The 21,081-nt window shown below is 63.7% G+C and carries 16 protein-coding genes; 9 read left to right on the top strand and 7 right to left on the bottom strand.

Translation table 11 applies throughout. The annotated features are described in order from the left end of the window. Position 1: 1 nt before the first annotated feature. The 5 genes from EBS11_RS18515 to argS are packed head-to-tail and all read right to left on the bottom strand — an operon-like array spanning position 2 to position 4,783. A complete protein-coding gene (locus EBS11_RS18515; protein WP_290605136.1) occupies positions 2-796 on the bottom strand; it encodes a biotin--[acetyl-CoA-carboxylase] ligase in 795 nt (264 codons plus the stop codon). Positions 797-811: 15 nt separating this feature from the next. Next, positions 812-1,606 (bottom strand): SDR family oxidoreductase, encoded by a 795-nt coding sequence (locus EBS11_RS18510; protein ID WP_290605134.1) that lies wholly within the window; start codon positions 1,604-1,606, stop codon positions 812-814. A gap of 46 nt (positions 1,607-1,652) precedes the next feature. Next, on the bottom strand, positions 1,653-2,324 hold the full coding sequence (locus tag EBS11_RS18505) for a thiol:disulfide interchange protein DsbA/DsbL (RefSeq protein ID WP_290605132.1): 672 nt from the start codon (positions 2,322-2,324) through the stop codon (positions 1,653-1,655). 9 nt (positions 2,325-2,333) lie between these two features. Beyond that, on the bottom strand, positions 2,334-3,053 hold the full coding sequence (locus EBS11_RS18500; RefSeq protein ID WP_290605130.1) for an SPOR domain-containing protein: 720 nt from the start codon (positions 3,051-3,053) through the stop codon (positions 2,334-2,336). Between the two features lie 20 nt (positions 3,054-3,073). Then, a complete protein-coding gene (argS, locus tag EBS11_RS18495) occupies positions 3,074-4,783 on the bottom strand; it encodes an arginine--tRNA ligase (RefSeq protein ID WP_290605128.1) in 1,710 nt (569 codons plus the stop codon). A gap of 377 nt (positions 4,784-5,160) precedes the next feature. Between argS and rsmB the strand changes: the two genes are divergently transcribed. The 8 genes from rsmB (at position 5,161) to EBS11_RS18455 (ending at position 13,403) form a co-directional block, all read left to right on the top strand. Then, on the top strand, positions 5,161-6,588 hold the full coding sequence (rsmB, locus tag EBS11_RS18490) for a 16S rRNA (cytosine(967)-C(5))-methyltransferase RsmB (RefSeq protein ID WP_290605126.1): 1,428 nt from the start codon (positions 5,161-5,163) through the stop codon (positions 6,586-6,588). 97 nt (positions 6,589-6,685) lie between these two features. Beyond that, positions 6,686-7,192, top strand: coding sequence for a DUF4390 domain-containing protein (locus EBS11_RS18485; RefSeq protein WP_290605124.1), 507 nt, complete (start codon positions 6,686-6,688; stop codon positions 7,190-7,192). After that, positions 7,192-9,489, top strand: a complete 2,298-nt coding sequence (locus EBS11_RS18480; protein WP_290605123.1) for an ATP-binding protein — start codon at positions 7,192-7,194, stop codon at positions 9,487-9,489. Before EBS11_RS18485 ends, EBS11_RS18480 begins: the two co-directional genes overlap by 1 nt. A gap of 98 nt (positions 9,490-9,587) precedes the next feature. Then, a complete protein-coding gene (locus EBS11_RS18475; RefSeq protein WP_290605122.1) occupies positions 9,588-10,307 on the top strand; it encodes a response regulator in 720 nt (239 codons plus the stop codon). Further along, a complete protein-coding gene (locus tag EBS11_RS18470; RefSeq protein ID WP_290605120.1) occupies positions 10,304-10,705 on the top strand; it encodes a GTPase in 402 nt (133 codons plus the stop codon). Before EBS11_RS18475 ends, EBS11_RS18470 begins: the two co-directional genes overlap by 4 nt. Positions 10,706-10,861: 156 nt before the next feature. After that, complete coding sequence (locus EBS11_RS18465; RefSeq protein WP_290605119.1) at positions 10,862-11,119, top strand: DUF3567 domain-containing protein; 258 nt, start codon at positions 10,862-10,864, stop codon at positions 11,117-11,119. An 86-nt stretch (positions 11,120-11,205) separates the two neighbouring features. Further along, on the top strand, positions 11,206-11,985 hold the full coding sequence (locus EBS11_RS18460; protein ID WP_290605118.1) for a class II glutamine amidotransferase: 780 nt from the start codon (positions 11,206-11,208) through the stop codon (positions 11,983-11,985). Between the two features lie 137 nt (positions 11,986-12,122). Continuing rightward, a complete protein-coding gene (locus tag EBS11_RS18455; RefSeq protein WP_290605116.1) occupies positions 12,123-13,403 on the top strand; it encodes an EAL domain-containing protein in 1,281 nt (426 codons plus the stop codon). 204 nt (positions 13,404-13,607) lie between these two features. Here EBS11_RS18455 and EBS11_RS18450 read toward each other — a convergent pair whose 3' ends face one another. After that, positions 13,608-13,979, bottom strand: coding sequence for an SPW repeat protein (locus tag EBS11_RS18450; protein ID WP_290605115.1), 372 nt, complete (start codon positions 13,977-13,979; stop codon positions 13,608-13,610). Positions 13,980-14,091: 112 nt separating this feature from the next. Further along, entirely contained in the window at positions 14,092-17,886 is a 3,795-nt protein-coding gene (gene metH / locus EBS11_RS18445) for a methionine synthase (protein WP_290605114.1), read from the bottom strand. 685 nt (positions 17,887-18,571) lie between these two features. On the opposite strand from metH, the gene EBS11_RS18440 reads away from it, so the two are divergent. After that, positions 18,572-21,040 (top strand): IPT/TIG domain-containing protein, encoded by a 2,469-nt coding sequence (locus EBS11_RS18440; protein WP_290605113.1) that lies wholly within the window; start codon positions 18,572-18,574, stop codon positions 21,038-21,040. The last annotated feature ends 41 nt before the right edge of the window (positions 21,041-21,081 follow it).

Here is a 21,081-nt window from a genome sequence, read left to right as displayed (position 1 = left end):
CTTACTCCTGTGCCAGGCGCAAGGAAACGTCGCCGGACATGATGTGCTGCAGGCCGTCCTCGCCGCGCAGCAGCAGCCGTCCCAGTTCGTCCACGCCGGCTGCCACGCCTTGCTGCAGCAATTGGCCGTTGTCGAGGATTTTCACGTGCTGGCCCTGCCATGCGTGCAGCAGGTTCCAGCGCTCGGTAAACGGCGCAAAACCCGTGTCGTCGAATTCGGCCAGCACGCCGGCCAGGCGGCTCAGGAGCGCCGCCACCAGGGTGTTGCGCTCCATCTGCGCCAGCCACGGCACGGCCGAGACGCTGCGTCCGATCTGCTGTTCCAGCGCATCGGGCATCAGCAAATTGATGCCGCAGCCGATGACGGCCCACACGCCGCCGTCCGGCGCCTGCTGCGTCTCGACGAGGATGCCGGCCAGCTTGTGGCCATCCTTGAGCAGGTCGTTCGGCCACTTCAATTGCACCGGTACCCCCAGGGCAGTCATGCTTTCGGCCAGCGCCACGCCGACGGCCAGCGGCAGGCCGACCAGCCGGTGCAGCGGGCCCTTGAAGCGCCACGCCAGCGAGAACATCAGGCTGGCATCGGGCTGCGACACCCAGGGCCGTCCGGCGCGCCCGCGCCCTGCCGTCTGCTGGCCGGCGATGCGCAGGGTGGGGCCTGCCAGCGTGGCGCAGCGCGCCAGCAGGTCGGCGTTGGTCGAGCCGGTTTCGTCGACCACTTCGATGGCCACGTGGGCCGCGCCCGTGGCGCAATGGGCGGCGATGGCCGCGCTGTTCAGGTCTGAGTGCTTCGTCATGGGGAGGGTATGGTTTTACTGGCTGTCGCCGGGTGGCTTGCTGCGCGCCTTGTGCGGCGCGTTGGCGAAGGCCATGTCGTAGAGGGCATTGGGCAGGGCGCGCAGCAGCTTGGCGACGACGCCCATCTGCCACGGGATCACGCGATAGCTGTCGCCGTCGGCGATGGCGCGCGCGGCGCGTGCGGCGAATTTTTCGGCCGGCATCAGGAAGGGCATGCGGTAGGCGTTATGCCGCGTCATCGGCGTGTCGATGTAGCCGGGCGTGATGGTGACGACCTTCACGCCGGCCGGCTTGAGTTCCAGGCGCAGCGATTCGCAGTAGCTGATGACGGCCGCCTTCGAGGCGCTGTACGCTTCGGCGCCGGGCAGGCCGCGGATGCCGGCCACGCTGCCGATGCCCACCAGGCGGCCGCTGCCCTGGCTTTTCATGGCGGCGATGAAGGGAGCAAAGGTGGCGACGGTGGCCGTGACGTTGATGGCCATCAAACGGGCGAAGGCATCGAGGTCTTCCGCGTGCTCCGTCAGGGTGCCATACGACACGCCGGCGCTGGCGATGACGACGTCGATGCGTCCGGCATGGGTGATAAAGTCTTCGGCGGCGCTTTTCAATGCGGCGTGGTCGCACACGTCGACGGCGTAGGCGCGGTGGCGTTCAGGGTGGGGCAGGGAAGCGATCAGCTGCTGCAGGGTGTCGCCGCGGCGGGCCAGCAAGCCCAGTCGGGCGCCCTGGCGCGCGTACTGCAGCGCCAGGGCGGCGCCCAGTCCGCTCGACGCCCCCGTGATGAAGACGCTGTAAGGCACGCCGTGCATCAGGCGATGCGCGCGTGCCGGGGCTGCGCCGGGGAGATAGACATGCTTACTTCTTTTCCGCTTTGGCTTTCGCCACCAGCACGTCCATCACGGTCAATGCCTGGGCATTGAGCTGTTCTTCGTTCTGTGCCGACTTGCTGCCCTGGTTCGCCTGCGAAGGCGAGGTGATGTAGCGGCCGTCGATGGCGATCATGGGCCAGAACGTGACGTTATACGCCTGCATCATGGCGTCGGTCTTGCGCACGCGGGCCGAGATGCCCATCGAGCGGTAGGTGTCGATGAACTTCTGGCGATCCACGCCCTGCTTGGCGACGAAGTCGAACACGGCGTCATCGGTGGCCAGGCGGTTGCGCTCCACGTGCATGGCGTTAAACACCTTGGCGTGCAGCTTGTCGAGCAGGCCCATGGCCTGCAGGGTGAAGAACAAGCGCTGTTGCGGCGCCACGCTGTCGTCGCGCGAGACGTGCACGCGCTTGAAGACGATGTTGTCGCCCTGCTTCTTGACCCAGGCCGCCAGCTGCGGCTCAAGCACGTTGCAATGGGGGCAGTAATACGCGAAAAATTCCGTGACCTCGACCTTCTTGCCCGAGTCCGTGGCTTGCGGCGTGGCCAGGGTGTCGTATTCGACGCCATTCTTTGGCTCGGCCGGCGAGGCCGACGCGCCCATGGCGATGCCGCACAGGGCGGCGGCAAACAGGACTTTTTTCAGAAAACGCATGCTGGTTCCTTATTTTTGGTTGCGGACGACGGCGACATCGATGCCGTTTTCGGACAGTTTGGTGCGTGCGCGGTTCATGGCTTCGAGCTGGTTGAACGGCCCGATGCGCACGCGGTGCAGCACGCCGGCATCGGTGCTGCGGTCGCTGATGGCCGCTTCAAAGCCCAGCAGGGCCAGTTTGCCGCGCGTGCTTTCGGCGTCTGCCATGTCATGGAAGGCGCCGGCCTGCAGATAATAAATCCATTTGTCGCCCGCTGCATCGGCGGCCTTGGTTTCGCCCTTCGTCTCGGCCTTGGCCTGTGGCGCCGGGGCGGCTGCAGGGGCTTTCGGCGCCGGCTTGTCCTTCAGGGTGCCGATCAGCTCCTGCAATGCGTCCGGTGGCGGCGCCTTCGGCTGCTGCGCTGGCGCGGGGGCAGGGGCGGCCGGCTGCGTCGGCGCGCCGATTTCGCGCGGCTCCTTGGAGAAGTCGCGCGCCGCTTCCTTGGCCGCTTCCTTGTTGCCGTACATCGGCTTGTTCGGGTCGGCGATCTGGCCGGCCGTCGGTTCGGCCGACTTGCCGGCCCGGCTCGACTTGTCGGTGAAGGGCGAGGAGCCCTTGGTGATCACCAGGGCGACCACCACGGCGATGCCCAGGCCGATGACCAGGCCGATGATGATGCCGACGAGGGTGTTGCCCTGCTGGCGGCGGACCGGCGTGGCGCGGGAAGCGTAAGAGGAAGCGTGATTCATTGGCGGTTTGACCTTCGCGATTACATTTTGCTTGGCGCGGACACGCCAATCAGTGCCAGGCCGTTGCGCAGCACCTGGCGCGCAGCGACGACCAGCGCCAGGCGGGCCAGCTTGACGGCTTCGTCCTCGACCAGCACTTTTTCGGCAAAGTAGAAGCTGTGCAGGTTGGCGGCCAGATCGCGCAGGTAGAAGGCCACCTGGTGCGGTCCCAGTTCGGCTTGCGCGCGCGCCAGGGTTTCCGGATAGGCGGCCAGGGTCGCCAGCAGGGTCGCTTCGGTCGGTGCAGTCAGGGGCGACAGGTCGACGTCGGCGATCGTGCCTTCATCGCCGCCCCAGTTTTCCAGGATGCGGCAGATGCGCGCGTGCGCGTACTGCACGTAATACACCGGGTTTTCATCCGTGGTTTTCAGCGCCACGTCGACGTCGAAGACGAATTCCGTGTCGGCCTTGCGCGAGATCAGGAAGAAGCGCACGGCGTCGCGGCCCTTGGCGATGTCGCCGCCGCCCGACCATTCGATCAGGTCGCGCACGGTCACGTAGGAGCCGGCGCGTTTCGAGATCTTGACTTCTTCGCCATCCTTCATGACGGTGACCATCTTGTGCAGCACGTAGTCGGGGTAGCCTTGCGGGATGCCCATGTCGACGGCCTGCAGGCCGGCGCGCACGCGGGCGATGGTGCCGTGGTGGTCGCTGCCCTGGATGTTGATGGCCTGCACGAAGCCGCGTTGCCATTTCACCAGGTGATACGCCACGTCCGGCACGAAATACGTGTAGGTGCCGTCCGTCTTGCGCATGACGCGGTCCTTGTCGTCGCCGAAGTCGGTGGTGCGCAGCCACAGCGCGCCATCCTGCTCGTAGGTGTGGCCCGCCTTGATCAAGGTGTCCACGGCGCTGTTGACCTTGCCGTCCGCGTACAGTGACGATTCCAGGTAGTAATTGTCGAACTTCACGCCAAACGCCTGCAAGTCGATGTCCTGCTCGTTGCGCAGGTAGGTGACGGCGAACGGGCGGATCGAATCGATGTCGTCCACGTTGCCGTTGGCCGTGGCGGGCAAGCCGTCGCTGGCCGACACGGTCTTGCCGGCCTTGAAGTCGTTGGCGATGTCGGCGATGTAGTCGCCGTTGTAGGCGGACTCGGGCCATTCGGCGTCGCCCGGCTTGAAGCCGCGCGCGCGCGCCTGCACGGAATTGGCCAGGGTCTGGATCTGCACGCCCGCGTCGTTGTAGTAGAACTCGCGCGTCACTTGATAGCCTTGCGCGTCGAACAGCGACGATAAAGCGTCGCCCAGGGCCGCCTGGCGGCCATGGCCCACGTGCAGGGGGCCGGTCGGGTTGGCCGAGACGAATTCCAGGATCACCTGCTTGCCGGCGCCGGCCGTGCTGCGGCCATAGCGGTCGGCTTCGGCCAGGATGGTCTTCACGACAGCCTGTTTCGCGGCGTTCGAGACGCGCACGTTGATGAAGCCGGGGCCGGCGATTTCCACCGCCTCGACCAGGCCTTTGCCGGCCGGGTTGGCCAGCACGGCCGTGACGATGGTTTGCGCCAGTTCGCGCGGATTCTGTTTCAGCTGCTTGGCCAGTTGCATGGCGATGTTGCAGGCGACGTCGCCGTGCGATGCGTCGCGTGGTCGCTCGAGCACCACGGAAGGCGCAAGCGAAGTGCCGGCCAGGACGGGAGCGAGGGCGGCCTGGAACAGGGCGATGATTTCTTGTTTCTGTTGGGCGAGCATGAGCAGGATGGCGGCGGAACCGCGTTAAGAATGAATAGAATGAATCAAAAAGCAAAACGGACGGCAAGTACCCAAGCCGCCCAGACTGCGTTAATTATACTGGTTTGCCGGCGGGAACAATACGCTTGCAGGCGGGCGCCCCCTGCCGCGGCGTTTCACGATATTATCAGGATGGCATGCACATGTTGGTGCATGAAAACATCAGCGTGGCCCATTCTGCTTGTATATATGCAGTTTTTTGCCGCAATTTACCTTGTACACTGCAATCGCTTGGGTCAGCGGGCGCCACAAACGCTACAATCGACCCTTTATTGATGACGCGCGGCACGCGAATGTGCCAGCAGGCCGCCAGCCGCGCGCAGCCACACCGGATAACTATGAACAAGCGCCCCACGCTGAAATTGAAAACCAAGCCGGCGCCAGGCCAGGCCTCTGCCCCTGCCGCGCCGAAATTGCGTCCCAGCTACCATCCCGACCTGAAACCGGTCTTGCAGCCAGGCTTCCAACCCGATCTGCGCGCCGACTCGCTGGCCTTCTGCCTGCTGGGCGCCGCCAATGCCGTGGCGCAAGTGCGTACCGGCACGGCCCTGCCGCAGGCGCTGGCCAAGGTGTTTGCGCAATCGAACGCCAGCCCGCAGGCGCGCGGCGCCATCCAGGATATTTCCTATCGCACCATGCGCCAGCTGGGCCGCAGCGAAACCCTCGTCGGCCTGATGACGTCGAAGGCGCCCGAACCGCCGATGCTGGCCGCGCTGCTGTGCTGCGCGCTGGCCTTGATGTCGGCCGAGCCGGGCGAGCAGCCGTACGAAGAATTTACCGTTGTCGACCAGGCTGTCACGGTGGCGACGTCGCACCCTGACCTGGCGCATGCCAAGGGCATGGTGAACGCCGTCTTGCGGCGTTTCTTGCGCGAGCGCAAGTCCTTGCTGGAAGCGGCCCTGCAACAGCCATTGGCGCAGTGGAACTATCCGCAGTGGTGGATCGATTCGCTGCGCCTCGCCTATCCCCGCGACTGGCAAGCCATTTTGACGGCGGGCAATGCCGTGCCGCCGCTGACCCTGCGCGTCAACCGCCGTAAGAGCACGGTGGAAGCCTATCTGGCTGTGCTGGCGGAAGCGGGCATCGCCGCGCGCCAGGTGGGGCCGTACGCCGTACGCCTGGACAAGCCGATCGGCGTGGCGCTGATCCCCGGCTTCGAGCAGGGCGTCGTGTCCGTGCAGGATGCTGGCGCGCAACTGGCCGCGCCGCTGCTGGACTTGCAGGACGGCATGCGCGTGCTGGACGCCTGCGCGGCGCCGGGCGGCAAGACGTGCCACATCCTGGAACTGGCCGACGTGCAGGTCACGGCCATCGATGCCGACGCCAAGCGCCTGCCGCGCATCGCGGAAAACCTCGAGCGCCTGGGCCTGGAAGCGACCCTGAAGGCGCAGGACGCGCAATCGAGCGCGTGGTGGGATGGCCAGCAGTACGACCGCATCCTGGCCGACGTGCCGTGCACGGCCTCGGGCATCGTGCGCCGTCATCCGGACATCCGCTGGCTGCGCCGCAAGGGTGATGCGTTCCAACTTGCAACACTTTCTTCCAAAATTCTGGACAACCTGTGGCAGATGCTGCGTCCCGATGGTAAATTGCTGTTCGTGACGTGTTCATTGTGGCCGCAAGAATCCGAGGCACAGGCGGCGGCATTTGCGGTGCGCAATAATGCGACCCGTTTGACAGCCCCTGGTCAGCTGTTGCCGACTGGCAGCGCGGAGCAGGACCATGACGGTTTGTTCTATGCGCTATTCCAAAAAAATGCGGCTTGAGCGATTCGTCGAACCTTTTCCTACGGACACTATCGGCACACTTGTGACAACACGACTCCTCCGACTCCTGGCGCTGCTGTTGCTGCTGGCCTGTAGCATGCCACGCGCGCATGCCGCCGATATGGTCGAGATCACCCGTGCCTATATCGAGTCGAGCGAGGAAGGCTACAAGCTGGCCGCGACCTATTCCTTCGAGCTCAATCACGACCTCGATGATGCCGTGCAGCATGGCGTACCCCTGTTTTTCACGACCGAAATCGAACTGACCCGGCCCCGCTGGTACTGGTTCGATGAAAAGGCCATCGTTGCGCGCCAGACCAGCCGCCTGTCGTACAACGTGCTGACACGCCAGTACCATGTGTCGGGCGGCGGCTTGCAGCAGAGCTTTGCCAACCTGGACGATGCGCTGTTCCTGATCCGCCGTCCCAGCCGCTGGCTGGTGGCGCGGCGCGGCGAGCTGAAAGTGGGGCAGACCTACAACGTGACCTTGCGCATGGGCATGGACCGCGACTACCTGCCCAAGCCGATACAGGTCAATGCCTTCAACAACAGTGACTGGCGCCTGGCTTCGAATAAAAAAACCTTCTTGTATACGGCGGAGTAGTGAGTCAAGCATTGCGCTATCTGCTGGTGGTGGGCGGCGGCATTGTCAGTATCCTGCTGTTCCTGCTGGCCTCGGCATCCGACAATTCCGGCTTTTTCGACCGTTATTATTCCTGGCTGCTGGGGCTCAACGCCGCCGTGGCCGTTTCCCTGCTGGCGCTGGTCGGCATTTCCCTGGGGCGCCTGTACGCGCGCTACAAGAGCGGCAAATTCGGCTCCAAGCTGATGACGCGCCTGGTGATGCTGTTCGCCATCGTCGGCATCCTGCCCGGTCTCGTGATTTTCGTCGTGTCCGTGCGCTTCGTGTCCCATTCCATCGAATCGTGGTTCAACGTCAAGATTGAAGCGGCGCTGGAATCGGGCCTGGAGCTGGGCCGCGCGGGCCTCGATGCGGCCCTGGTCGAGCTCGACCACCGCGGCCACAAGGCGGTCGACGAAATGCGCGCCGACCCGGTGGCCGGTCCGGCGGTGCTGACCAGCCTGCTGCGCGAGGAAGGCATGCAAAACGTCATGATCGTCAGCGGCGATGGCGTCCTGCTGGCCAGCGCCGGCCCGCACAGCGCGGCCGACCTGCCCACGCCGGCCATGCTGGCGCAGGCAGCCTTGCCGGCCGGCTACGCGTCCGCCGAGGGCGGGCTGGAGTTGCATGACGACAGCATGGAGTCGGGCGGCGGCGGTATCCGCGCCGGGCCACCGGCCGCCCTCGATGCGGCCGCCGGCCTGCGTCTGCGCGTGCTGGTCGCCGTGCCGGGGCCATCCGTGTCGCCCCGCTACCTGCAATTGCTGCAATCGGTGCCGCCCAAGCTGGCGACGAACGGCGAAATGCTGCGCGCCGCCTACAGCGAGTACAAGGAACGCTTCGTCGCGCGCGTGGGCTTGCGCAAGATGTACATGGAAATCCTCACCTTGACCTTGCTGCTGGCCATCTTTGGCGCCATCGGCAGCGCCTTCCTGATCGCCGGCAACCTGGCCCAGCCCCTGCTGCTGCTGGCGGAAGGCACGCGCGCCGTGGCCGAGGGCGACCTGTCGCCGCGCCCCATCGTCGCCTCCAAGGATGAGCTGGGTACCCTGACGCAATCGTTCAACATCATGACGCGCCAGCTGCTCGACGCGCGCACGGCCGTGGAAAGCAACCGCGCCGCGCTGCAAAACGCCAAGGCCCACCTGGAATCCGTGCTGGCCAATATGTCGGCCGGCGTGATGGTGCTCGATGGCGACTTCAAGCTGGTGACCTGCAATGAATCGGTGGAGCGCATCCTGCAGCATTCGGGGGCCAGCATGGTGGGCCAGCCGCTGGCCGATATTGCCGGAATGGAAGAATTTGGTTCCGCCATCATCAGCGCCTTCACGGCGCAGAGCGCGCAATCGGCATCCGGCCGCAACCTGCAGCGCCTGCACTGGCAGCGCCAGATCGAGATCCCGCGCCGTCTGGGCAGCAGTGCCGACGAGCACGACATCACCCTGCTGGCCCGCGGCTCGCGCCTGCCGCTGGAGTCCGGCAGCGGCTACATCGTCGTGTTCGATGATATTTCCGACGTCATTTCCGCCCAGCGCTCGATCGCCTGGGGCGAGGTGGCGCGCCGCCTGGCGCATGAAATCAAGAATCCGCTCACGCCCATCCAGCTGTCGGCCGAGCGTCTGCAGATGAAGCTGGAAGGCAAGCTGGAGCAGCCTGACGCCGACCTGCTCAGCCGCGCCACCACCACCATCGTCAAGCAGGTCGACGCCATGAAGCGCATGGTCGACGACTTCCGCGACTATGCGCGCACGCCGCCGGCCGTGCTGGTGCCATTGCGCCTGAATGAGCTGATCGAGGAGATCCTGAACCTGTACCTGCGCGGCGACGATGGCGACATCATCCACCCGCAGCTGGCGCCCAACCTGCCCATGGTGATGGGCGATCCCACGCAGTTGCGCCAGGTCATACACAACTTATTGCAGAATGCACAGGACGCCATGGCGGACCTGCCGCCGGATTCGCCGCATCCGCGGATTGACGTAAGGACGGAAGCAATTCATTATCGCAGTGCGGACGGCGGCGTAAACATCGCCGTGCGGCTGGCCATCACCGACAATGGCCCCGGTTTCGCGCCGAAGATCCTGGCGCGGGCCTTCGAACCCTACGTCACGTCGAAGGCGCGCGGCACGGGCCTGGGCCTGGCGATGGTGAAGAAAATCATCGATGAACATGGTGGACGCATCGATATCGAGAATCGGGTCGACGGCAATGGCGCTTCGGTGGTCATTTTGCTGTTAAAGTTAGCTCCCGACGCTCCGGCCCAGGAATTCCTGGCTTGAGGGTCTGGTTTAGTATTTAAAACACTAATAAAATCATAGCTGTCCGCCGCGTGCCTCTTGTGCGCGACGGCCGGCGAAATGAGGAAGGCAAGACACGAATGGCAAACATACTCGTAGTGGATGATGAAATGGGTATCCGTGAGTTGCTCTCGGAAATTCTGGGCGACGAAGGACATGCTATCCAGCTGGCCGAAAATGCGCAGCAGGCGCGCGAAGCGCGTGCCGCCGGTGCGCCGGATCTGGTATTGCTGGATATCTGGATGCCCGATACGGACGGCGTGACCTTGCTCAAGGAATGGCAGCGCGATGGCTTGCTGACCATGCCGGTGATCATGATGTCGGGCCATGCCACCATCGATACGGCCGTCGAGGCGACGCGCATCGGCGCGCTGAACTTCCTGGAAAAGCCGATTGCCCTGCAAAAACTGCTGAAAGCGGTCCAGCAAGGCTTGACGCGGGCCCAGGAAACCGTGCGCGCGCCGAGCGTGGCGCCACGGCCGGCAGCGCCCGTCATCGCCGAAGAAAGCAGCCATCCCGTGCCCAGTTTTGGCGGCAGCGCGCCGCAGCAGCTGATGGTGCGCCCCGGCATCAACGTGCCGGCGGTGGCCGAAGGCCACGGCTACAACCTGTCCTTCGACTTGCCCCTGCGCGAGGCGCGCGACGCCTTCGAGCGCATGTATTTCGAACACCACCTGGGCCGCGAAGGGGGCAGCATGACCCGCGTGGCGGAAAAAACGGGCCTGGAGCGCACCCATTTGTACCGCAAGCTGAAACAGCTGGGCGTCGAGCCGGGCAAGCTGGCCAAGAAAAGCCTGTGACGTCCGCCCTGCGGCACGCGACGCCACTGACCCTCGTCAGCGGCGGACGTGCCGCCGACCGCGAGGCCGCCATCGCGCAAGCCTTGCGGCCGCAGCAAGCGAGCGCCGTCATCCTGGAAGGATTGGCTGACGGCAACTCCCCCCTGGCCGACCTGGCCGAACAAGTTTCTTCTTCCCCACCGTTTCCCTTGCAACTGTTGCGCATCGCGCCTGGCTGCCTGTGCTGCAGCGGCAATCTCGTATTGCGTGTAACATTGAATCGTCTGTTGCGCCATCCCCCCGCGCACTTGTTCATCAGCCTGGCCGACGCCACGCATATCGAGCAACTGCGCACCTGGCTCACCGCCAGTCCCTATGATGCCCTGCTGGCGCTGCAGGCGGACCTCGTGGTTTCCTGAGCGCAGGTTTTCTGATCGCATGACCGCAGTCGCAATTTGCATCTCGTTACAACTCTGTAGCCCGCCGGGTGGCATGGCGCTTGAAATGGCGCCGTATCAGCCCCACCTCTGTTCTGAAACCGCAGGAGCTTCTCCTGCCTGAGCGAAGGATGCAAAATGAACCTGATCTATAACAGCGAGCAATATAGCGTCGTGGAATTCGGCGTCGACGTCGACCTCGAAGCCTTGCGCTTCGGCGGCTATGAAATCGTCGACAAGGGCGGCAAGCGGGAAACCTTCATTGCCGGCGTCCTGGCGCAAAACTTCCGCCGCGACGTCACGGAACTGATCGCCAGCGAACCGAGCATGGAAGAAATCGATGAATTCCTGGGCAGCTACGATTCCCTCATGAGCCAGCCTGTCCTGCTGCACTGATACTATTCCTCTGATGGCGATCGCCACCATACCAATTGGCAAGCCGGCATGGTATGGTGGCCGGGTTACCCCGCTGCAAACAGATCATGTGCCAACTACTCGGAATGAATTGCAATGTCCCAACGGACATTGTCTTTAGTTTTACCGGCTTCGCCATGCGCGGCGGCCATACGGATACCCACCATGACGGCTGGGGCATCGCCTTTTTCGAGGGCGCCGGCGTGCGCCATTTCGTCGACCACCAGGCGGCCGTCGCCTCGCCCGTGGCCGAACTGATCAAACGCTATCCCATCAAGTCGCGCAATGTCATCGCGCACATCCGCAAGGCCACGCAGGGCCAGGTGGCGCTGGAAAACTGCCACCCCTTCGTGCGCGAACTGTGGGGCCGCTACTGGGTCTTCGCCCATAACGGCGACCTGAAGGAATTTCATCCCGTGCTGACGGGCAGTTACCGCCCCGTCGGCTGCACGGACAGCGAACTGGCCTTCTGCTACCTGCTGCAGGAATTGCACGCGCGCTTCGGCGACGCGCCGCCGGCCTTGCCTGCCCTGCACCTGGCGCTGGCGGAGCTGTTGCCGGGCATCGCTGCCCACGGCACCTTCAACATGATGCTCTCCAGCGGAGAGGCGCTGTTTGCCCATTGCTCCACCAGCTTGCATTATCTGGTGCGACAACATCCGTTTCCAACTGCTAAACTCTCCGATGAAGACCTCAGCGTCGATTTTTCCCAGGTCACCACGCCGCAGGACCGGGTGGCCGTGATCGTCACGCAGCCGCTGACCACCAACGAGCAATGGACGGCGTTTGCGCCCGGAGAATTGAAGTTGTTTGTCGATGGGATGGTGCAGGAAAGCCCGGCCACCTAATTTGTTGACGACAATACGCCCGATTACTGCCAAAATACCCACAGCGCGGGCGAAATTCAGCTAAAGTATTGTCAATAGTGAACCTTGATGCGGGCGCGGCGCGGCCAGTGTCACTCGACGTGATTGATGAAGAGTTAATGATCGATATTTCCAGCAACGACATCACCCCGAAACCCTTGCGCGTACGCGAGTTCTATCTGGGGCGACAACCTATCCTTGACCGCAATCAAGCCCTGTTCGGCTATGAGTTGCTATTCCGCAACGCTCCGGTCGGGCCCGCCAACATCACGAGCGATTTGTCGGCCACGGCTTCCGTCATTGCCCATGCCTCGCAACTGGGCATGGAAAAGGTCATCGGCGACGCGCTCGGCTTCGTCAACGTCGATGCCGATGTGATCATGAGCGACATCTTCGTCTTCCTGCCGCGCGAAAAAGTCGTGCTGGAAGTGGTCGAATCGATGCAGGTGACGCCGGCATTGCGCACGCGCATCAGCGAACTGGTGGGCCACGGCTTCACCTTTGCGCTGGAAAATGTCGTGGCCGATACGACGCAGGTACAGGAACTGTTGCCTCTGGTGCAATACGTCAAGATGGACATGAGCACCGTCGATCCGAAGGTGCTGGCGGCCCTGGCGCCCCGTTTCAAGCAGGAACACAAGAAACTGGTGGCGGAAAAGGTCGAAACGCGCGAAGAATTCAAGTCGGGCCTGGACCTGGGCTTCGATTATTTCCAGGGCTATTACTTTGCCAAGCCGGCCATCATGACGGGCAAGAAGCTGTCGCCGTCGCAACTGGCCGTCATGGAGCTGATGACCCTGGTCACCTCCGATGCGGACAACATGGAGATCGAGCGCGCCATCAAGCGCGACGTGTCGCTGGCCTTGAACTTATTGCGCTTGGTCAATACACCGGCCGTGGGCGCCCGCCAGCGCATCGATTCGCTGAGCCAGGCCGTCACCGTGCTGGGCCGTCGCCAGCTGCAGCGCTGGCTGCAGATCATGCTGTACGCGGAACCAAGCAAGCGCGGCCATAGCATGACGCCGCTGCTGATGCTGGCCACCACGCGCGGCCGCCTACTGGAATTGCTGGCCCATAAACTGCGCCCGAACCACGCCCATTCGGCCGATATCGCCTTTACGGTCGGCATCATGTCGCTGATGGATACCCTGTTCGGCGTGCCGATGTCGGAAATCCTGAAACAGATCGAAGTGATCGACGAAGTGGCCGAAGCGCTGCTGTCGCGCGAAGGCTTCTACGGCGACTTGCTGCGCCTGGCCGAATGCATCGAGCGCATCGAAGACATGGAAGGCGAAATCGTGCCCACCCTGCGCGACCTGGCCATGTCCCCGGACGACCTGGTGGAGCTGGAAATGGCCGCCTATGAATGGAGTGATAATGTCGTGAGGTATGCGCTGTAGTGGCGCCTGACCTGAGCTGCTGCGCGTCGGCATAGGCGGCCTGCGATGCTCACCGTACCTCGGTACGGTTGCGCTTCTTGGCCACCTCTCCCTTCCGCTCGCTACGCTCATGCCAAGTGCTGTGACGTCGCGTATCTGCTGTGTTGTTCATAAAAGCCCTGCACGGCGTCGCCGTGGCAGGGCTTTTTTGCGCCGGTAGCTGCACTACGCGGCGGCGCCGGGCCAGTGCTTGTGCAGCTCGGGGTCCGTGCGCAGTTCCCACAGGGCCAGGACGACGACGGCGATGCCGACGATCAGCTCGTTCCACATGACGACGCGCTGGTCGGCCAGGCGCAGTATCCATGGCGAGGCGGCGACCCAGACACCCACCAGCAGGTTGACGACGACGGCCCAGAAATACGTCTTGTATAGGTCGAAGGCGGCCAGGATGGCAATCACCAGTCCCGAGACAAAGGCGTTGATCATCTGCGGCGAGCCTTCGGCATAGGAGAACGCCCAGGGCGAGACGAGCAGCCACAGGCCCAGCAGCAGGATTACCTGATCCTGCCAGCGTTTGAGTTTGAAATTGGTTGCCATAGTACCTCCTTGCCAGTTGGAAACGGGCCGGAGCGGGCATGCAGCATGCCGGCCGGCATACTGCGTTAGTGCGCCGCGGCGCGCGAAAAGTTCCGCGCGCCGGGTCGCCACGTTATGACAGGTTCGGCGCCAGCCAGCGTTCCACGTCCTCGACCTTTGCGCCGCGGCGCTTGGCCATGTCTTCCACCTGGTCCATGCCAATCTTGCCGACGACGAAGTATTTCGACTCCGGGTGGGCAAAGTAGAAGCCGGAGACGGCCGCGCCGGGGAACATGGCATACGATTCCGTCAGCTGCATGCCGATTTCCTCAGCCTGCATGACCTCGAACATTTCCTTCTTGACCGTGTGCTCGGGGCAGGCCGGGTAGCCGGGCGCGGGGCGGATGCCGACGTATTTCTCGGCGATCATGTCGTCGTTGCTCAAGTGTTCGTCCGGCACATAGCCCCACAAGTCCTTGCGCACGCGCTCGTGCAGGTATTCCGCAAACGCTTCGGCCAGGCGGTCGGCCAGGGATTTCAACATGATGGACGAGTAATCGTCGTGCGCATCCTCGAAGCGCTTCTCGTATTTTTCGATGCCCAGGCCGGACGTCACGGCGAACATGCCGATGTAATCCTTCACGCCCGATGCCTTCGGCGCAATGAAGTCGGCCAGGCACTGGTTCGGCCGCTGCACGCCGTCGACGACGGGTTTGACGCCTTGCTGGCGCATGCCGTAATACGTGAACGCCACGCTACTGCGCGTATCGTCGGTGTACACCTCGATATCGTCGTCATTGACGCTGTTGGCCGGCAGCAAGGACACGACGCCATTGGCCGTCAGCCAGCGTCCGTCGATGAGTTTTTTCAGCAAGGCCTGGCCTTCCGCGTACACCTTGGTGGCCGCATCGCCCACCACTTCATCCGTCAGGATGGCGGGGAAGGGGCCGGCCAGGTCCCAGGTCTGGAAGAACGGGCCCCAGTCGATGTAGTTGGCCAGGGTGGCCAGGTCGACGTTCTTGAAGACGCGGCGGCCGATGAACTTCGGCTTCACGGGCGTGCACGGACCATCGAAGGGCACGACCATCTTGTTGGCGCGGGCCTGGGCCAGCGGCAGGATGGGCAGCGCCTTCTTGTTGGCGTGCTGCTCGCGGATGCGCGCGTAGTCGAGTTCGATGTCTTCCACGTATTTGTCGCGCTGTTCCGGCGTCAGCAAGGATTGCGCCACGGACACGGAACGCGAAGCGTCCGGCACGTAGATGACGGGGCCGTCGTAGTTGTGGGCGATCTTCACGGCCGTGTGGGCGCGGCTGGTGGTGGCGCCGCCGATCAGCAGGGGAATCTTCATCATGCGGAAATGCTCGTCGCGCTGCATTTCCTTGGCGACATACGCCATTTCTTCCAAGGACGGCGTGATCAGGCCCGACAGGCCGATGATGTCCGCGTTTTCCACCTTGGCGCGGGCGAGGATTTCCGAGCACGGCACCATCACGCCCATGTTTACCACTTCGAAGTTATTGCATTGCAGCACGACGGTGACGATGTTCTTGCCGATGTCATGCACGTCGCCCTTCACGGTCGCCATGATGATCTTGCCCTTCGGCTTGGCGACGATGCCCGTGCGCTGTTCTTCCAGCAGCTTTTCTTCCTCGATGAACGGGATCAGGTGGGCCACGGCCTGCTTCATGACGCGCGCCGATTTCACCACCTGCGGCAGGAACATCTTGCCCTGGCCGAACAGGTCGCCCACCACGTCCATGCCCGCCATTAACGGACCCTCGATCACGTGGATGGGGCGCCCGCCATTGTGCAGCAGTTCCTGGCGCGCCTCTTCCGTGTCTTCCACGATGAATTGCGTGATGCCGTGCACCAGCGCGTGCGACAGGCGCTCCTGCACCGTGCCTTCGCGCCAGGCCAGGGTTTGCGCCTCGGCCTTGCCGCCCGCCTTCAGGGTGCCGGCAAATTCGATCATGCGCTCGGTGGAGTCTTCGCGGCGGTTCAGCACCACGTCTTCCACGCGTTCGCGCAGTTCCGGGTCCAGGTTGTCGTACACGCCGACCATGCCCGCGTTGACGATGCCCATGGTCATGCCTGCCTTGATGGCGTGGTACAGGAAGACGGTATGGATGGCTTCGCGGGCCGGATCGTTGCCGCGGAAACTGAAGGAGACGTTCGACACGCCGCCCGAGATCTTCGCGTACGGCAAGTTTTCCTTGATCCAGCGCGTGGCGTTGATGAAGTCGACGGCGTAGTTGTTGTGCTCTTCGATACCGGTGGCCACGGCAAAGATGTTCGGGTCGAAAATGATGTCTTCCGGCGGGAAGTCCAGGGCATCGATCAATAAGTGGTATGCGCGGGCGCAAATCTCGATCTTGCGCTCGAAGGTATCGGCTTGCCCTTTTTCATCGAAGGCCATGACGATGACGGCCGCGCCATAACGACGGCACAGCTTGGCCTGGCGCAGGAATTCCTCTTCGCCTTCCTTCATGGAAATGGAATTGACGATGGCCTTGCCCTGCACGCATTTCAAGCCCGCTTCGATGACGGACCATTTCGACGAGTCGACCATGATGGGCACGCGCGAGATATCGGGTTCCGAGGCGATCAGGTTCAGGAAGCGCGTCATGGCCGCCTGCGAATCGAGCATGGCCTCGTCCATGTTGATGTCGATCACCTGCGCGCCGTTTTCCACCTGCTGGCGCGCCACGGACAGGGCTTCGTCGTATTGCTCGTTGAGAATCATGCGCGCGAACGCCTTCGAGCCCGTGACGTTGGTGCGCTCGCCCACGTTGACGAACAGCGATTCGTCGTTGACGACGAACGGTTCCAGGCCCGCCAGGCGCAGGTCGTGCGACGGCGGCGGCACGGTGCGCGGGGTGTTTTTCGACAGCAATTCGCCGATGGCGGCGATGTGCTCTGGCGTGGTGCCGCAGCAGCCGCCCGCCATGTTCAAAAAGCCCGCGTCGGCAAATTCGCGCAGCAGGGCGGAGGTGTCGGCCGGCAACTCGTCGAAGCCCGTGTCGCTCATGGGGTTGGGCAAGCCCGCATTCGGGTAGATGCACACGAAGGTGTCGGCGATCTTGGCCAGCTCTTCCGCGTACGGGCGCATCAGGGCGGCGCCCAGGGCGCAGTTCAGGCCGATCGTCAGCGGCTTCGCGTGGCGCACGGAATTCCAGAAGGCGGGCACGGTCTGGCCCGACAGGATGCGGCCCGATGCGTCCGTGACGGTGCCGGAAATCATCAGCGGCAGGCGCACGACGCCGGGGTTTTGTTCGTAGTACAGGTCGATGGCGAACAGGGCCGCCTTGCAGTTCAGGGTATCGAAGATGGTTTCCACCAGCAGCACGTCCGCGCCGCCTTCCACCAGGCCCTGCGTCTGCTGCAGGTAGGCCGCCACCAGCTGGTCGAAGGTGACGTTGCGCGCGGCCGGGTCGTTCACGTCGGGCGATATCGATGCCGTCTTCGGCGTGGGGCCCAGGGCGCCGGCGACGAAGCGCGGCTTGTCCGGGGTGGAATACTTGTCGCAGGCGGCGCGTGCCAGTTTTGCCGCCTGCACATTCATTTCATAGGCCAGGTGGGCCATGTGATAGTCGTCCTGGGCGATCGTCGTGGCGCCGAAGGTATTCGTTTCGATCAGGTCGGCGCCGGCGGCCAGGTAGCGCTCGTGGATTTCCTGGATGATGTGCGGCTGCGTCAGGGTCAGCAGTTCGTTGTTGCCCTTGACGAACAGTTCGCGTGCCCCGCTGTCGGCCGGCGCGGCGAAATCGATGAAGCGGCCCGTGGGACCGCCCCGGTAGGCTTCCTCGTCGAGCTTGTATTGCTGGATGATCGTGCCCATGGCGCCGTCGAGGATCATGATCCGCTGCGCCAGGATGGCGCGCAAGGTGGCTTCGGTCGGGGACATGGCGGGGATCACGGTATCGTTCATTTCATGCTTTCAATAGGCAAACGGGCGGCGGCGCGGCGGCAAGACTTTGCGAGGCGGTTGCGGGCCAGCAGGATCAGCTGACGGAGAGTGCCGGCCGGGTAGGGCAGGCAGAAGGTGGCAATCGCCTGATTTCACCGGGTCTAAAATTATACGGCATCAGGCTGCTTTGGTTTTGGGCAAAAGCGGCCGTTCGCCACGCGCCCGCCGTTCCTGCAACACCGGCGCCTCTCCTGCGCCGCTATCCCGGCAACATTCCCCGCTTTTTTCCGCTGTTTCTAAAAATTACATTCCTGAAAATCTTACTGAAAACGTTAATTCTTCCAACAAAGTTGGCGAGAAGGCATGTCCTCTAGCTTGTGGATATATTTCCACATTATTTGATCCGGCCGCGATTTATTTTCATGAATCGAATGGCAATAAGCATATCTGGAAACAATCTTGATTTGAAACAATACAGAGGGAGACGAATAATGCTCACAATAAAAATTGCCAAGCAGATATTTTAATTATTATCAAAACCAATTGAATCAAAAGCATTAATAGTTGTCTTTCGGAATTGAAGTCACGGATAATATTGGTTCCTCGAAATTAAATTCTCACCAAAAGTCACCAATATGTCACATTTCCCGCATGTCTCACCCGGCCTTGCGCTGTTCGACCATGGTTGCCGGCCATGAAAAACCATTTGCTTGTAGCATTGTTTCTCATGCTGGGCCTGTCCGCCTGCGGTGGCGGCGGCAGTAGTGGCGGCGACACGGTGGTGGCGACCACGTCGGGCAGTCCCGTCGTGATTCCCGCCGTCACGGCCGTTGCGGCGAGCAACGTCGCCGTGGGCGGCAGCGTCGTGATCACGGGGACGAACCTGAGCCGCGTCACGGCTTTCCAGGTGGGCGGCGTGACCGTGGCCACGAGTGCCGTCAGCGAGACGAGCGCCACCCTGATCATGCCGGGCGTGCCCGTGTCGGGCGCCTTGAGCCTCGTCAGTACCAGCGGCACGGCGGCCAGCAGCTACAGCGTGAACGTGTATGTGCCGCTGAGCATCAGCAGCGTCGAGCCGGCCACGGGCGGCGTCGGTTCCAGCGTCACCATCGCGGGCGGCGGCATGGGCGCCGTCACGGCGGTGCAATTCGGCAGCGGCGCCTCGGCCGTCCCGCAGAGCCAGGGTGCGGGCAGCGTGACCGTCCTCGTGCCGGCGGGTGCCGCGACGGGGCCGCTGACGGTGCACGGTCCCTACAACGACGTGACCAGCGGCGACACCTACACCGTGCTGGCCAGCGTGACGGTGACGTCGATCAGCACGGCCATCAGCGGCCAGGCGATGTCGGTGACGGTGCAGGGCACGAACCTCGACCAGGTCAGCGCCGCCTCCGTGGGCAGCACGCCGGCGACCATCGTCAGCGCCAGCAGCAGCCAGCTGGTCCTGTCCGCGCCGGCGTCGGCGACGGGCAATGTGATGCTGTCGGCCGCGTCGCGCATCGCCGTGAATGCGGGCACGGTGTCGGCCTTTACCCTGGGCAGCATTGATTTTGCGCAAGTGCTGAACCTGAACGCCAGCGATACGGCCCTGCGTCTGACGCGCGGCAAGGCGGCCGCCGTGCGCGTGTCCGTGCTGGGCACGCAGGCGGGGCGGAGCAGCCCCGTCGTGACCTTGAGCGCCACCTCCGCCACTGGCGGCAACCTGGGCAGCGTCGCCATGAGCGGCCCCGCCATCTTGCCAACGGAAAAAAGCGATTACAGTTTCAGCGGCAACTTCAGCGGCGTCTTGCCGGCGGCCTGGATCTTGCCCGGCGTGCGTGTGCGCGTCACGGCCGTGGGCAACGATGGCACGCAGGTGAGCCAGGAAGCGGCGCCTGCCGTGGCCAGCGCGGCCAAGATCCGCCTCGTGCTCGTGCCGCTCAGCACGGACGATGGCGTGGCCCAGCTGCCGGACGCCGAAGTGATCCGTGCCGCCCTGACGCGCGTGTATCCGTATGCGGCGGAAAATATCAGCATCACCACGCGCGCACCGCTCAGCGTGCCGGGCAGCAGTACGGCCGACAGCTGGTGGAGCACCACCTTGCCGCTGGTGGAGGATGCGCGCATCCGCGAAGACAGCGGCGCCTATTACTATGGCTTCGTGCCGAAAATGTCCGTCGGCCGTTCCGCCGGCCTGGCGTACATCAACCAGCGCACCAGCGGCGGCGACTACACCTCGGCCATCGGCCTCGATGCCCGCTACGGCAGCACGGCGTCGGTGGATCCTTTCGGCAATGGCTGGCCTGAATGGCTGACGACGCTCGTGCATGAGCTGGGCCACAACCACTCGCTCAAGCACGTCGCCTGCGGCGGCCCGGCCGATCCGGCCACCGACTACCCGTATGCGAACGGCAATCTGGGACCGCAGCCCCTGTATAACAGCAGCTATGACGGCAGCATCGGCCAGTTGAGCAAGGCCGCCTATGGCGCGGGCACCCCGATGAAGGACGTGATGAGCTATTGCAGCGGAGCCTGGTTCTCCGACTACAGCTATGCCCGCGTGCAGCAATTCCTGGAAAAACGCAGCGCGCAGGGCACGGGCGGCAATGTGCTGGCGGCCAGCGTGTCCGTCGCCGAGAATGGCTACCTGACCATTTCCGGGCGCATCACGCCGGCCGGCGTGGCGCTGCGTCCCGCCATCGCCTCCTCGTCGCGCATCGGCGCCGCAGCCAGCGGCAGTGGCCAGGCGTACACCTTGCGCATCCTGACGGTGTCGGGAGCGACTATCGACTTGCCCTTCGATGCCGTCACCCTGGCCGACCACGGCGGCAGCGCCATGAGCCATTTCCGTGTCAGCTTTGCCAACCCGGGCGACATCAGCGACGTGGAAGTATTGGCAAAAGGCAAGGCATTAGCCAAGCTGGAGCGCCCGGCGCGCCGCAGCCAGGCGGCGGCCAACGATGCCAGCTTTGATGCCACGCAAACGGGCGGCAAGCTGGCCCTGGCCTGGAATGCCCAGGCGGAACCGTACGCCGCCGTGCTGCACGTGGCCGCCGATGGCCGCAAGACGGTGGTCGCCAGCGGCTTGACGGGCGGCAACGCCAGCGTCGACGTGAGCGCCTTGCCGGCCGGCGGCCGTTTCGAGGTCAGCCTGTCGTCCACCCTGGGCGCGCGCCTGATGAAGGTTTCGCGCCGCTAGGCGACGCAGCCGGATGCAAAAAGGGCTTGCCGCGGCAAGCC

Source organism: Janthinobacterium sp. (assembly GCF_009923995.1).
Lineage (GTDB): Bacteria > Pseudomonadota > Gammaproteobacteria > Burkholderiales > Burkholderiaceae_D > Janthinobacterium.
The sequence above is the reverse complement of the archived record's forward strand: the minus strand, read 5'-3'. Positions and strand labels throughout refer to the sequence as shown.